Raw genomic sequence first — 14719 nt, forward strand, 5'->3', positions numbered from 1 at the left:
CATCGCAATGCGATACGACTTACTCCCTTCCTCCGCCAAGAGCAGAGTAGAGACTTACTACTGCCTGCATCTTGTAGAAGTCGTCGCTTACCTTTGTTATCTCAGCGTTGAGCAGGTTTGCCTGGGCACTGATAACCTCAAGATAAGACGTGCCGCTGCTCTTGTAGAGCTGGCGTGTGTCTTCCACATTCTGTCGGTAGAGTTCGGTCTGCTTCTGTTCCAATCGGCTACGCTCGTCGTATGAGTTGTAGCTTACAAGGGCGTTGCTCACCTCGTTGCCTGCCTTGTAGATGGCGTTCTGCCAGTTGTTGAACGCCTGCTCTTGCTGTGCCTTTGCCACCTTCAGACCAGCCACAAGCTGACCGTTGGCGAAGATGGGCTGAGTGAGACTTCCGATGGCTGAAAGCAGCCACTTGCCGGGGTTGAAGGTCTGTGTGCCCATGCTGTTGGTAAAGATGCCGGAACCGGTGATGTTGATTGAAGGATAGAAGCGGCTTCGGGCTGTCTGCACGTTGTGATAGCAGGCGGCAAGACTCATCTCGGCAGCGTGAACGTCAGGACGGTTGTTCAGCATCTGAAGGGCGATGCCTGTGCTGAACTCTGAAGGCAGCGACTGGTCGGAAAGCTTGCCGCGGCTTATTGTCTGGCCGGGCTGGCAGAGCAACAGAGAGAGAGAATTCTCCACCTCACGAATCTGACGTTTCATATCCGTTATCTGCGACTGCACCGAATAGTAGCTTGCCTCTGCGCTCTGTACGCTTGTGGAGCGGGCTCGTCCGTACTTCATCTGCAGTGCCATCATGTCCCAGGTCTCCTTGGTAAGTCCTTCCATATCAGTGAGAATCTCAAGCTGGCGGTCGAGCATCAGCAGTGTGTAATAAAGATTTGCCACGCCAGTGATGATGTTTGTCTTCACGGCAAGCTGATAGTCCTTTGCCTGCAGCAGCTGCATCTGTGCACCACGCTTTAGCGAGAGAATATTACCGAAGAGATCAACATTCCAGCTGGCGGAAATGGGCAGCTGATAGCTCTTGGTTGTCTTTGAACCATCGAACGACGAGAGCGTGCCTTGTGGTGTGAAGGCCACTGAAGGCAGGAAAGCCAACTTGGCACAAGCCAGCTGGGCCTCAATCATCTTCACGTTAAGAGCAGCATTGAGCAGGTCAACATTCTTGTCGAGTCCCTGCTGGATGAGAGTCTGCAGCTGCGGATCGGTGAAGACGCTGCGCCAAGGTAAGTTGCCGAAACTTGTGGTGTCTGTCACGGCAAGCGTGTCGGTAAGCGACAGTGGGTCGCGCACGAGTCCCTGAGTATTAACCTCAGGGCGCTCGTATTTGTTATATAGTCCGCAGCTCGTCATGGTCAACGCTGCCGCAAACATTAATATTGTCTTTTTCATTCTATGCTATTTTCACTTATTGTTCTCTTTTTCTCTTGCATCAATAATCTTCTTCAACGCTTCTCCAGCAAATGGATTGGAGTATTGGGCTATCTCAGAAGCGGCAGTGGTGTTGCTGTCGTTGAAGTCGATAGGACGGAGTTTCTCCTGCAGCCACTGGAACACAGCGAACAGTGCCGGAACAATGAACAGCTGGCAAATGGTACCGATGAGCATACCACCTACGGCAGCGGCACCAAGTGTCTGGTTACCGTTCTTACCTACTCCCGAGGCGAACATCAGTGGCAACAGACCTATAATCATTGCCAATGAGGTCATGAGAATAGGACGCAGACGGGCACCGGCTCCGAGGATGGCTGAATAGCGGATGGCCATACCTGTCATACGACGCTCGAGGGCGAACTGAACGATAAGGATGGCGTTCTTTGCCAAGAGTCCGATGAGCATGATGAGGGCAATCTGGGCATAGATGTCGTTGGAATGGCCGAAGATGTTGGTGAAGATGAACGCTCCGGCAAGACCGAACGGTATGGAGAGGATTACAGCCAACGGGAGGATGTAGCTCTCATACTGTGCCGACAGAATCAGATAGACAAACACGATACAGAGGGCAAAGATGATTGACGTAGAGTCGCTCGACTCACGCTCCGAACGAGTCATACCTGAGTAGTCAAGTCCGTAACCTGCAGGCAGCACCTGCTCAGCAACTTCCTCGATGGCCTGGATGGCCTGACCGGAGGAGTAGCCCTGGGCTGCCGAGGCATTGATGTTGATACAGGTGAAGAGGTTGAAACGGTTGACGTTTGACGGGCCATAGACACGGCGCAGCGAACAGAACTCGCTCACTGGCGACATTCCCTTCGGTGTGCGCACATAGATGTTGGTCAGCGTGGCAGTGTTCTTGCGGCTGTCAACTGTACCCTGAATCATCACGCGGAAGAGTTTTCCGTAGGCATTGAAGTTTGAGGCATAGAGACCTCCGTAGTAGCCCTGCAGTGTGGAGAGCACTGTCTGTGGAGTGATGCCAGCCTGCTTACACTTCGCAACGTCAACATCCACCATGTACTGTGGATAGTTAGGATTGTAAGATGTCATGGCGTTGGAAATCTCAGGACGCTTGTTCAGCTCAGCCAGGTACATCTTGGTAATCTCGAAGAACTTGTTGAGGTCGCCACCGGTCTTGTCCTGCATTGAGAAGGTGATACCATTGGTTGCACCGAAACCATTGATCATTGGCGGTGCGAAGGCAAGAATCTGTGCATCCTTGATTTCGGCAGTCTGCTTATAGATCATGCCAAGCACTGACGTGGAAGACATCGGGTTGACGAAGAATCGCATGATGCCGTCGCCTTGCCAGAGTCCAGAGAGATTATAGAAGAATCCTGCCGGGCGCTCCTCAAATGACTTCAACTTGATGATGAACGTGGCCTGGTCGGAACCCTGACCAGCTATGAAGTTATAGCCTAACAGCTGCTCTCGGGTCTTCACTGCGGGATTGTTGGCAAGCATCTTGTCTATCTGGTCGATAACCACCTTCGTGCGGTTTTGGCTAGTACCTGGTGCCATTGACACGGTACAGAAGATAACACCGGTGTCCTCGTCGGGCACAAGACCGGTCTTGGTGGTAGCCATGGTGATGACCATTGCCAGTATTCCGACCACAACGGCAGCGCCAGCCATGATGCGGTGTTTGATGACGCTTGCCACACCGTTCTTATACTTGGCGAGAATCTTCTCATACTGATAGTTGAAGGCAGCATGGAAGCGGTCGATAACCGACATCTTGCCGTGCTCAGCATCCTTGTCGTGCGGTTTCAGCAAGATGGCACAGAGAGCCGGAGAGAGGGTCAAGGCGTTGACAGCCGAGATGAGGATGGACACAGCCATAGTCACACCGAACTCACGATAGAACGTACCACTCGTACCGCCGAGGAACGACACTGGCACGAACACCGCAGACATCACGAGGGTGATGGAGATGATGGCACCGGAGATTTCGTTCATGGCATCGATACTTGCAGTGAGCGCACTCTTGTAGCCCTGGTCGAGCTTTGCGTGAACAGCTTCCACCACCACAATGGCGTCGTCCACCACAATGGCAATTGCCAAGAGCATGGCGGAGAGAACGAGGAGGTTGATGGAGAAACCGAAGATCCAAAGGAAGAGGAACGTACCCACCAACGCCACCGGAACGGCAATCATAGGGATGAGCGTAGAGCGGAAGTCCTGCAGGAAGACGTATACGACCACGAACACGAGCAACAGTGTGATTACCAAGGTAAAGATAACCTCCTCGATAGAGGCGAAGAGGAACTCTGTCACGTCGTAGTTAATCTTATATTCCATGCCAGGAGGGAACGACTTTGCCTGGTTTTCAAGCTCAGCTTTCACGTCTTCGGCTATCTGTGTAGCGTTAGAACCAGCAATCTGCTGCACCATACCCATTACAGAAGGCTGTCCGTTGTTTTTCATAGACACGCTGTAGACGAGTCCGCCAAGCTCAACCCTTGCCACATCCTTCAGTCGGAGAGTCTGTCCGTTCTGGTCGCTTGAGATGATGATGTCGCCATACTCTTCGGCAGTCTTCAGACGACCTTTGTATCGCATGGTGTATTCGTATGCCATGGTGCTCTGCTCACCGAACTTACCTGGCGCAGCCTCAATGTTCTGCTCTGCGAGAGCTGCGGTGATGTCGCCCGGAACGAGTCCGTACTGCTTCATCTTATCAGGCTGGAGCCATATACGCATAGAATAGGTTTTCATACCTGGTGACTGCACACCACCTACGCCCGAAATACGCTTCAAGGCAGGAATGACATTGATATTGTTGTAGTTGGTGAGGAACTCATCGTCATATCGTCCGTCCTCAGAGGTGAGGGTGAACATTATGACATTTGATGTCTGTCGTTTTTCTACAGTCACACCCACCTTTGTCACTTCGGCAGGCAACAATGCCTGTGCCTGACTCACGCGGTTTTGCACGTTCACGGCAGCCATGTCAGGGTCAGAGCCTTGCTTGAAGTAAACCGTGATAGAACACATACCGTCGTTGGTGGCTTGTGAGGTGATGTAAGTCATGTTCTCCACACCGTTGATACTTTCCTCAAGAGGCGTAACGACGGAGTTAAGCACCGTCTGTGCATCGGCTCCTGTATAGGTTGTCTGCACAGAGATGGTAGGCGGTGCTACATCGGGATACTGCTCGATAGGCAGTGAAATGATTCCGATGATACCCAGCAGCACGAAGAAGATGGAGACCACCGTCGAGAGCACCGGGCGCTTTATAAAGTTTGTAAATGTCATTTGCTTATTTTTTTATTATTTTTTCCCACTCATTACATCGGCAAAGTCGGATGCAGAGCCTTGCTTCTCACCAAGTTTTGCTGCATCGTCGATCTTCTTGTTATATTGCTCCTCGGTGATGGGCTTTATCTCCATACCGTCGGTGAGCGAGGTGATACCTTTTGACACGAAGCGGTCGCCTGGTTTCAGTCCTTCGGTCACGATGTAGGTGTTGCCATCGTCCTGTGGGTTAACCTTTATCTCTGTATACTTCACCTTGTTGTCCTTACCCACGAGGTAAACGAACTTTTTGTTCTGCACTTCTGATGTGGCTTCCTGCGGTATGATTACCACGTTGCTTGCTGTAACAGGCACGATAATCTGACCGGCACCTCCAGAGCGGAGCTCGTGCTTAGGATTCGGGAACTGTGCGATGAGCGACACTGATCCAGTGGCAGCGTCAATGACACCGCTCGCCTTCACTACCTTGCCAGGCTGGTCGTATACTGTTCCGTCTGCCAATTGAAGTTTCACTGCGGGATAGGCAGCAATGGCGCCTGCAAGTCCGTCAGCACCCTTTGTCATGGTGAGCATGTCCTTCTCAGTCACCGAGAAATAGACCTCCATGGTCTTTATGTCGGAAACGGTGGTCAGAGGGTCAACGCTCGATGCACTTACCAGTGCACCAACCTTATATGGCAGTGAACCAACCACGCCGGCGGCAGGACTCTTAACATAGCAGAAGCTAAGAGCCTCCTCTGCTGACGCGAGGGCAGCCTGAGCCTGAGCGAGGGCTGCCTGGGCTGTTGTGTAGTTGTTCTCTGAAGTCTGGAGTTCGAAGTCGCCGATAACCTTGTTGGCGAAGAGTTCCTTGGAGTTCTCGTAAGTGAGCTTTGAGGTGGCGAGCTGGGCCTTTGCGGTGTTAACCGAAGCCTTTGCCTGACGCACCTGCGCCTGGTAGGTCTCATTGTCGATGACGAACAGCAACTGTCCGGCACTTACGGTCTGACCCTCGTGTACGCAAATCTTAGTAATGAATCCTGATACTTTCGGACGAATCTGAACATCCTGAATACCCTTGATTGTAGCAGGATAAGTGGTCTGCAACTCTGTACCTTGTGTTTCCACGGTTCTCACAGCGTACTCATTGTCTGCGAAATTTGGCTTGCCGCCAGACTTTCCTCCGCACGAAGCGAGCGCTACTCCGAGAGCCGCAATCATTAACATTTTTGTTCTTTTCATACCTATTTAAATTATATGTTTTATAAATTCTTTAATATATTCTCTGAAAACCTAATCTTAATTCATAGTTTTCGAGGTGCAAAGGTACACATTATTATAATAATAACACACAAATAGCTATCATATTTAACATCTTTTCTCTCAAATTGTGATTTTGTAGGAATATCGACGTAATAATTATATTTTTTCGGAAAAACCATTGTATTACAAGAAATATTTGCTACTTTTGCAAGCAAAAACAAATTATTTGTCGATAATCATGACATCAGAAGAACAATTGAAAGCCGACCAACAGTATATGGCCAAGGCATTGGCTGAGGCTGAGGAGGCGGCAAAGGTGGGAGAAATACCTATTGGGGCCATAGTGGTGTGCAAGGGAAGAATCATCTCAAGAGCACACAACCTCACTGAGACATTAAACGACGTCACTGCCCACGCGGAGATGCAGGCCATCACTGCCGCGGCAAACACCCTCGGAGGCAAATACCTCACCGAATGCACGCTCTACGTCACCGTTGAGCCTTGCGTGATGTGTGCAGGAGCCATCGGATGGGCTCAAATACCACGCATAGTGTTCGGCGCCTACGACGAGAAGCGGGGCTATAGACGATATGCACCGCTGGCAATGCACCCAAAGGCGGAGGTAGTGGGTGGTGTACTCGAGGAAGAATGTGCAAGACTTATGACCGATTTTTTCAAAAACAAACGATAATATGAACTACAAAGCAAATGAAAGCCGTTACGACAACGGCATGAAGTATGAAAGATGTGGACGCAGCGGTGTACTGCTACCTAAGGTAAGTCTCGGATTCTGGCACAATTTCGGTGGTGTAGACCCTTATGAGCGTAGCCGTGAGATAACACGATACGCCTTCGACCACGGCATCACACATTTCGACCTCGCAAACAACTACGGGCCTCCCTATGGCAGTGCAGAGGAAACCCTGGGAAGACTGATGCAGGATGATTTTGCGCCTTATCGCGACGAACTGTTCATCAGCACCAAGGCTGGCTACGACATGTGGCCCGGACCCTATGGCAACTGGGGCTCGAGAAAATATCTCATGGCAAGCCTCGACCAAAGCCTGCGACGCATGCACCTCGACTATGTAGACCTTTTCTACAGTCACCGTTTCGACCCTGAAACCCCTATAGAAGAGACACTTCAGGCCATGGTCGACATCGTACGTCAGGGCAAGGCTCTCTATCTCGGCATCTCCCGTTGGCCAGCCGACGCACTTGCAAAGGCCATCGACTACCTTGCCGAGCGCGACACTCCACTACTCATCTTCCAAGACAAGCTCAACATGCTCAACCGCACCCCTGAAACCAACGGGACACTCGAACTTTGCAAGAGCCGCGGAGTGGGATTCATCTCTTTCTCCCCACTGGCACAAGGTCTTCTCACCGACCGCTATCTTCAGGGCATTCCAACCGACAGCCGCATGGCCAAAGAGAAATTCCTGCGCAAGGACATGCTTACCGAGGAGTTGTTAAACCAGCTGCAAGAATGGAACGAAGAAGCTAAAAAATGCGGACAAACGCTTGCTGAGAAAGCATTACGCTGGATTCTCAACCATGAAGGTGTAACATCGGTTTTAGTAGGCGCAAGCAGCGTTGCACAGCTTGAAAAAAACCTGAAAGCGCTTTCATGACACCTTAACTCCTAAAACGATGAAAGAACTGTTATTGGTAAGCATTGGGAGTTTCTTCGGAGGCGGAATGAGATACTTGGCAGCCCTACTGCAAAACAGGCTGATGACTACATCTGCGGTGGCATGCGGCTCGTTTCCATGGGCCACATTCGCCGTAAATGTCATTGGTTGTCTGCTCATCGGACTGCTTACAGGCATCGCCTCGTCAGGCCATCTGCCGGCACAGTGGAAACTGGTGTTGGTCACCGGATTCTGCGGCGGCTTCACCACCTTCTCAACATTCATGAACGAAAACTATCTGTTGGGCAAAGACAACATGATGATGCTCGCCATATACACCATCTCCAGCCTCGCCTTAGGCATGGCCGCCCTTATTGCAGGCTATAAAATAGCAAGCGCAATAATAGGATAGAACTATAGCAGTCCCATTTTCCTCGCCTTCTCCATGAGGAGCTGCATGAGGGGCTCACGCTCGTTCTCCACACGGTTGTCGAGTACGGCGTCTTTCAGCACCTTCTTCAGTTCGCCCACCTCGCGCGACGGTTTCAGGTGGAACATCTCCATTATCTCATTGCCGTCGATAACGGGCTGGAGGAGACGCTTGTAGTCTTTTTCCTTTAGGTCGGCGAGTTTTTCGCGCACCATGCGGAAATTTTCCAAAAACATTTTCTTCCTTATCTCGTTCTTGCTCGTGATGTCCGCCTCACAAAGACAGATAAGGTCATCAATGTCGTCGCCAGCATCGTTCATAAGCCGACGCACAGCGCTGTCGGTCACCACATCGTCGGCAATGACAATTGGACGCATGTGGAGGTCTACCAGTTTCTGCACATACTTCATCTTCATGTCAAGTGGCAGCGATAGCCGTCGGAAGATCTGCGGCACCATCTTTGCTCCGATAATATTGTGGTTGTGGAATGTCCACCCAATGGCAGGGTCCCAGCGCTTGCTGCGTGGCTTGCCCACATCGTGAAGCAAGGCTGCCCAGCGAAGCCAAAGGTTGTCGGTGTGCTTACAGATATTGTCAAGCACCTCAAGAGTGTGGTAGAAATTGTTTTTGTGTGAACGACCGTTGGTGGTCTCCACTATATCCATGGCAGTAAGCTCGGGCAGTATAAGCCTAAGGAGTCCGCATCGGTGCAGATCGACAAAGCCACGACTGGGCGTGGGTGTCATCATTATCTTGTTTAGCTCGTCTTTTATGCGTTCGCCGCTTATGATTTTTATTCGCTCAGCATTTCGTTCAAGAGCGTCAAAGGTCTCGTCGTCGATGAGGAAACGCAACTGTGTGGCAAAGCGGATGCAGCGAAGCATGCGCAAGGGATCATCGGAGAAGGTGATATCAGGATCAAGCGGTGTGCGTATAATGCCATCTTCAAGATCTTCAATGCCATAGAACGGGTCTACAAGTTCTCCAAAACGATTGGCATTGAGACAGATGGCCATGGCGTTGATGGTAAAGTCGCGGCGGTTTTGGTCGTCTTCCAATGTTCCATCCTCTACAATGGGTTTTCGCGAGTCGTGGTTGTAGCTTTCCTTTCTTGCCCCCACAAATTCAACCTCAGTGTTCTTAAATTTCACTTGGGCAGTGCCAAAGTTGCGAAACACAGAAAGATGAGCTTTCTTTCCAAGTCGCTGCTTTAATGCCGATGCCACTTCAATGCCGCTTCCCACCACCACTACATCAATGTCATTGGACGGTCGCTGCAGGAAAATGTCGCGAACATATCCGCCTACGACATAACAGTCGACACCTAATTGGTCGGCCACTTCTGATATGGTATGGAAAATGTCTTTGTCTAATAGCTGTGCAAGCTCTTCGTCGGTATATATTTTCATCACGTTCTATTTTGAGGGTGCAAAATTACGTAAAAAGGAAGAAATGACAAAGGATTAAAGCCTGTCCTGAGAGTTAATTCTTCTTAAATCAGACGTAAGAGGAAAGAATAATGGAATTATTTTTGTAATTTTGCAAAAATGAATTGTACGATGTTTGACATAAATGGCAGATACAGTCGACACTTGTTGCTCGACGGAATAAGACAAGAGGGGCAAAGGCGCATTAGCGAAGCGAGGGTCTTTATAGTGGGAGCAGGAGGCCTCGGGTCGCCTGTCGCACTCTATCTCGCCGCAGCCGGCGTGGGCACCATCGCCATTGCTGACGGAGACAGAGTGGATGTGACCAACTTGCAACGGCAAGTGATACACACTACAAGCGATGTAGGAATACTGAAGGTGGCTTCCGCGGCAAGGAAAATGCGCGACATCAACCCTGAAATAAAGGTAATGGAAATTGATGAGTTTATCTCAAAAGAGAGGCTCATGGCTTTAGCCGCCGACTATGACATCGTAGTGGACGCCACAGACAGCTACAAGTCGAAATACATGGTGAATGACGCATGTGTGGAAGCTGGGAAACCATTTGTTCACGGAGGAGTTCTTTGCTATGAAGGCAACGTGTTCACACACCTGCCCGACACTGCCGACTACCGCGACATCTTCGGGCCAGAACCCTCTGCCGCCGATATTCCTTCGGCATCTACTGCAGGAGTGCTCGGCACGGTAGTGGGCGTAATAGGAACCATCCAAGCCACAGAAGTGATAAAATATATCACAGGCGCTGGCCAACTGCTCACAAATTGCATTCTTACATTCGATGCAAGAACGTGGGAAGTGAGAAAAGTGGGAATAAAATAGTATACAAATAATATAAGATATGAAAAAAAACAACATCTTTGCATTATTGGGCATCGCGGCATGCTGCTGCCTCGCATCGTGCGACAATAGCCAACAGAAGATGGCAGACAGCCTGCTGAAAGAAGCTGAACAACTGTTCAATAAGGGCGAATACGACAAAGCTCTCACTAAAATCGACTCGCTAAGAGACATATACCCAAACGCCATTGAGACAAGAAAAAAAGCGTTGGGACTATACCAAAGCATAGCACTGAAACAGGCACAGGAAGACCTCGCTAACACCGACAGCATACTACAGGCCGTAACACACGATTATAATTACCAAAAGACAAAAGTGGACAAAGACCGGGAAATGCTGAGGGCTACAAAAGAGGAACTGAGCATGCTGAACAAGACAAAGGTGAAGCTCGACTCACTAAGAGTGAGATTCGACATGCAATGTGCAAAAATCAAATACATTCACAAAAAGCAAAAAGAAGTGATAAAATAACGGCAAGAAATATAACATATTGCCGGTTTTCCTTGGCTGTTTCGAATAAAAATAGTAATTTTGCAGCCGAAAGTTGATGAAACAGTATCAGAAACACGTCATTATTTATAAAAAAACAATGAACACCGAAAAACAGTTTGAAGAGGCATTGGCAGACTGTAGGACGCTGTTTGAAAAAAAACTGCACGACTACGGAGCGTCATGGAGAATACTTAGAGCAACGGCACTCACCGACCAGCTCTTCATAAAGGCAAAAAGAATCAGAAGCCTGGAGATTAAAAAGGTTTCCATGGTGGGAGAAGGCATATTGCCCGAATTCATAGCACTCGTCAACTATGGCATCGTGGGACTGATACAACTACAAAAGGGATTCGCTGACTACGTCGACATCGACGTGGAGGAAGCAATGGAACTCTACGACAAAAATGCAAGGGAAGCTCTCGAACTAATGTTAAGGAAAAACCATGACTACGACGAGGCTTGGAGAAGCATGAGGGTGAGCAGCTACACCGACTTCATTCTCACCAAAATACAAAGGGTGAAGGAAATTGAAAACCTACAGGGGGAGACTCTCGTAAGCGAGGGTATTGACGCCAACTATATGGACATTATAAACTATGCAGTATTCGGAGTCATCAAACTCAGAGAACAACAAAGGTAGGACAATGGCAAAGAAAATAGCCGTAAACATATGTCGGGCTCTGATGGCACTGACTTTTGTATTCTCAGGATTCGTGAAGGCTGTAGACCCCATAGGTACACAATATAAAATACACGACTACCTGAGCGCATGGGGACTGGACGCATGGAACGCCGATTGGCTTACGCTGACTGCTTCCATTGCCTTGTCTACAGCAGAGTTCTTTATCGGCATGATGCTGCTCTTTGCCATACAGAGAAGAGTGGTAAGCCGATTGGCTCTGATGCTGATGACAGCCATGACCATTCTGACGCTGTGGATATACATTAGCGACCCAGTGAGCGATTGCGGATGCTTCGGCGACGCCATTACACTCACCAACGGACAGACACTGGCAAAAAACATAGTGCTGACAGCTGCGGCGATAATAATGGCAATATGGCCATTAGAAATGGCAAGACTCATAAGAAAAAACACTCAGTGGATAGTGATAAACTACACGGTGGTGTTCATTCTCGCCGTTTCGGGATACAGCCTCTACTACCTGCCCCAATTCGACTTCAGACCATATCACGTGGGAGCTGACATAAAAAAAGGAATGGAGATTCCCGAAGGTGCGGAACAACCTGAATTTGTGACTACCTTCATATTAGAAAAGAATGGGCAAAGAAAAGAATTCAGCCTCGAAGAATATCCAGACTCTACATGGACATTCATCGATAGCCGGACGGTTCAGACAAAAAAGGGATATGTACCGACTATACACGACTTCAGTATCACCACGGTGGACGAAGGGGAAGATATTACAGAAGAGATAGTGGCAGACAAAGGATACTCGCTGCTTTTAGTCTCACCACACCTCGAACAGGCAGACGACATTCACTTCGACGAGATAAACCGACTCTACGACTACACTAAGCAACATGGCTACAGATTCCTGTGTCTCACAGCAAGCACGGAAGAGGCTATAGGCAGATGGAAAGACCGTACAGGAGCCGAATACAAGTTTGCCAACACCGACGAGACAACGCTGAAGACCATAATACGCAGCAACCCCGGACTCGTGCTTCTGCACAACGGAAGCATAAAAGGGAAATGGAGTCATAACGCCCTGCCCGACGTCTCGCCACAAACACCAAAAATAGAACAAGGCGGACTAAGGGGCAACGACAGAAGCGACACCAGCATGGCTGTGGTCATGATACTTTGGTTTATAGTACCACTCACATTGCTGACTATTGCGGATGGAGTGGTAAAGAAAAGAGCTTCCTTAACTTCTGAAAGTTAAGCAAAAACGACACTTTAATTAGTTTATTAATATATTAAAAAAAGGTAAAACAATGAGAAAGAAAATTGTAGCAGGCAACTGGAAGATGAACATGAACCTGCAGGATGGCATCGCTCTAGCAAAAGAGCTTAACGAGACTCTCACAAATGAAAAGCCAAACTGTGGAGTGGTAATTTGCACACCATTCATTCACTTGGCCAGCATAGCTCAGTTCCTCAACCAGGACATTATTGGACTCGGTGCCGAAAACTGCGCCGACAAGGAAAAGGGAGCCTATACAGGTGAGGTTTCGGCTGAAATGGTTAAGAGCACTGGAGCACAGTATGTCATACTCGGACACTCTGAGCGCCGTGAATACTACAACGAGACTCCTGAGATTCTCAAAGAGAAGGTGCTGCTCGCACTGAAGAACGGACTGAAGGTAATCTTCTGCATCGGAGAAAGCCTCGCTGAACGTGAAGCTGAAAAGCAGAACGAAGTATGCAAAGCAGAACTCGAAGGCAGCGTATTCAACCTCTCTGCAGAAGAATTCAAAAATATCGTAATCGCATACGAGCCAATCTGGGCTATCGGAACCGGAAAGACTGCCACAGCAGAACAGGCCGAGGAAATACACGCCTTCATCCGTAGCTGCGTAGCTGAGAAGTATGGCAACGAAGTGGCTGAAAACACATCTATCCTCTACGGCGGCAGCTGCAAGGCAAGCAATGCACCTGAACTCTTCGCAAAGCCTGACATCGACGGAGGACTCATCGGTGGCGCTTCTCTGAAAGCAGCTGACTTCAAAGGCATCATCGACGCTTGGAAATAATATTTCTGTTGACAAGTTGACAAGCATTAATAGATAATAACATAATATGAAAATAATTGCCGCACTGTTTACACTGATATGTGTTTGCACAACATCATCTGCACAGACGTTCACAGAACGCCTGCAGAAGAATAATACAGGAAAGGGAACCGTAAAGGTGGTTCACAGTGCGGCAATTGACAAACTCGTGAACGGCAACCAGCCAGACATAAAGCCTGAAAAACCGACAACGGCAAAACAGACAGAACAAAAAGCTGGGGAAACAGAAAAGAAAACAACGTCGCACGTAAAACAAGACAACGCTACCTATAACGAACAACAAGACACGCCTACCATCGATATGAGAAACAAGGTGATGGGCAGAAGCTACAAAGTCACAGGGTATAGAGTGCAAGCTTATGCAGGAGGAAACACAAGGGCTGACAGAGAAAAGGCAAGAAATATTGGCGATGCCATAAAGATGGCATTCCCTGACCAACCCGTATATGTACACTTCTACTCGCCAAGATGGATATGCAGAATTGGCAATTTCAGGACTTACGAGGAAGCACACGCCATGCTGCTGGAAATACAAAAAATGGGATACAAACAGGCTTCTATAGTAAAAGGTAAAATCAGCGTTAAATATTAAATCATGAATCCAGAAACAGAATACCGGGAAGGCTTGGAACAACTTGCCTCAAACTACAAGGAAATACTTTCACTTTTAGGGGAAGACCCTACAAGAGAAGGACTCGAAAAAACACCAATGAGAGTGGCAAAGGCCATGCAGGTGCTCACAAGAGGATATAACATGGACGCCCATAAAGTGCTCACCGACGCTCTCTTCAAAGAAGACTATAGCCAAATGGTAATAGTTAAGGATATCGATTTCTTCTCTCTTTGCGAACACCATATGCTGCCATTCTACGGCAAAGTACACGTGGCTTATATTCCTAACGGATACATCACTGGACTTAGCAAAATAGCACGAGTGGTGGATATCTTCTCTCATAGACTTCAGGTGCAGGAAAGAATGACACTGCAGATAAAGGAGTGCATAGAGCAAACTCTAAAACCGCTCGGCGTGATGGTTGTGGTGGAAGCTAAACACATGTGCATGCAAATGAGAGGCGTAGAGAAACAAAACTCTATAACCACGACAAGCGACTTCTGCGGCGCCTTTAACCAAGCCAAGACGCGACAGGAATTCATGAACCTGATTCATCAATAAGC

The 14719-nt window shown here is 48.8% G+C and carries 12 protein-coding genes and 1 pseudogene; 9 read left to right on the forward strand and 4 right to left on the reverse strand.

Translation table 11 applies throughout. The features are described from left to right. Positions 1-19 precede the first annotated feature (19 nt). Genes CIK98_RS10830 through CIK98_RS10840 form a run of 3 tightly spaced genes read right to left on the reverse strand, consistent with a single transcriptional unit; the run spans position 20 to position 5923 of the window. Complete coding sequence (locus CIK98_RS10830; protein WP_094384253.1) at positions 20-1399, reverse strand: efflux transporter outer membrane subunit; 1380 nt, start codon at positions 1397-1399, stop codon at positions 20-22. 12 nt (positions 1400-1411) lie between these two features. Continuing rightward, a complete protein-coding gene (locus tag CIK98_RS10835) occupies positions 1412-4702 on the reverse strand; it encodes an efflux RND transporter permease subunit (RefSeq protein ID WP_094384254.1) in 3291 nt (1096 codons plus the stop codon). Between the two features lie 15 nt (positions 4703-4717). Next, on the reverse strand, positions 4718-5923 hold the full coding sequence (locus tag CIK98_RS10840) for an efflux RND transporter periplasmic adaptor subunit (protein WP_094384255.1): 1206 nt from the start codon (positions 5921-5923) through the stop codon (positions 4718-4720). Positions 5924-6182: 259 nt separating this feature from the next. On the opposite strand from CIK98_RS10840, the gene CIK98_RS10845 reads away from it, so the two are divergent. Genes CIK98_RS10845 through CIK98_RS10855 form a run of 3 tightly spaced genes read left to right on the forward strand, consistent with a single transcriptional unit; the run spans position 6183 to position 7990 of the window. Then, a complete protein-coding gene (locus CIK98_RS10845) occupies positions 6183-6635 on the forward strand; it encodes a nucleoside deaminase (protein ID WP_094384256.1) in 453 nt (150 codons plus the stop codon). A 1-nt stretch (position 6636) separates the two neighbouring features. Next, positions 6637-7578: an aldo/keto reductase gene (locus CIK98_RS10850; RefSeq protein WP_094384257.1), complete on the forward strand. Its 942-nt coding sequence runs from the start codon at positions 6637-6639 to the stop codon at positions 7576-7578. A 19-nt stretch (positions 7579-7597) separates the two neighbouring features. Next, positions 7598-7990 (forward strand): CrcB family protein, encoded by a 393-nt coding sequence (locus tag CIK98_RS10855; protein ID WP_094384258.1) that lies wholly within the window; start codon positions 7598-7600, stop codon positions 7988-7990. Between the two features lie 2 nt (positions 7991-7992). Here the strand turns inward: CIK98_RS10855 and CIK98_RS10860 are convergent, their stop codons facing one another. Next, the gene (locus CIK98_RS10860) at positions 7993-9417 is read right to left on the reverse strand and encodes a CCA tRNA nucleotidyltransferase (protein WP_094384259.1); all 1425 of its coding nucleotides are present in this window, start codon (positions 9415-9417) and stop codon (positions 7993-7995) included. A gap of 150 nt (positions 9418-9567) precedes the next feature. Here CIK98_RS10860 and CIK98_RS10865 point away from each other — a divergent pair, with 150 nt between their 5' ends. From CIK98_RS10865 to folE, 6 genes and pseudogenes are all read left to right on the forward strand, one after another. Further along, positions 9568-10275, forward strand: a complete 708-nt coding sequence (locus CIK98_RS10865) for a HesA/MoeB/ThiF family protein (protein WP_094384260.1) — start codon at positions 9568-9570, stop codon at positions 10273-10275. Positions 10276-10294: 19 nt separating this feature from the next. Beyond that, on the forward strand, positions 10295-10765 hold the full coding sequence (locus CIK98_RS10870; protein ID WP_141210515.1) for a hypothetical protein: 471 nt from the start codon (positions 10295-10297) through the stop codon (positions 10763-10765). Positions 10766-10883: 118 nt separating this feature from the next. Continuing rightward, on the forward strand, positions 10884-11426 hold the full coding sequence (locus CIK98_RS10875) for a DUF1599 domain-containing protein (protein ID WP_094384309.1): 543 nt from the start codon (positions 10884-10886) through the stop codon (positions 11424-11426). A 4-nt stretch (positions 11427-11430) separates the two neighbouring features. Beyond that, positions 11431-13504 (forward strand): annotated as a pseudogene (locus CIK98_RS19070) (BT_3928 family protein). A 46-nt stretch (positions 13505-13550) separates the two neighbouring features. Continuing rightward, the gene (locus CIK98_RS10890) at positions 13551-14135 is read left to right on the forward strand and encodes an SPOR domain-containing protein (protein WP_094384264.1); all 585 of its coding nucleotides are present in this window, start codon (positions 13551-13553) and stop codon (positions 14133-14135) included. Positions 14136-14138: 3 nt separating this feature from the next. Further along, entirely contained in the window at positions 14139-14717 is a 579-nt protein-coding gene (folE, locus tag CIK98_RS10895; RefSeq protein ID WP_094384265.1) for a GTP cyclohydrolase I FolE, read from the forward strand. Positions 14718-14719 lie beyond the last annotated feature (2 nt).

Source organism: Prevotella sp. P2-180 (assembly GCF_002251435.1).
Classification (GTDB): Bacteria; Bacteroidota; Bacteroidia; order Bacteroidales; family Bacteroidaceae; genus Prevotella.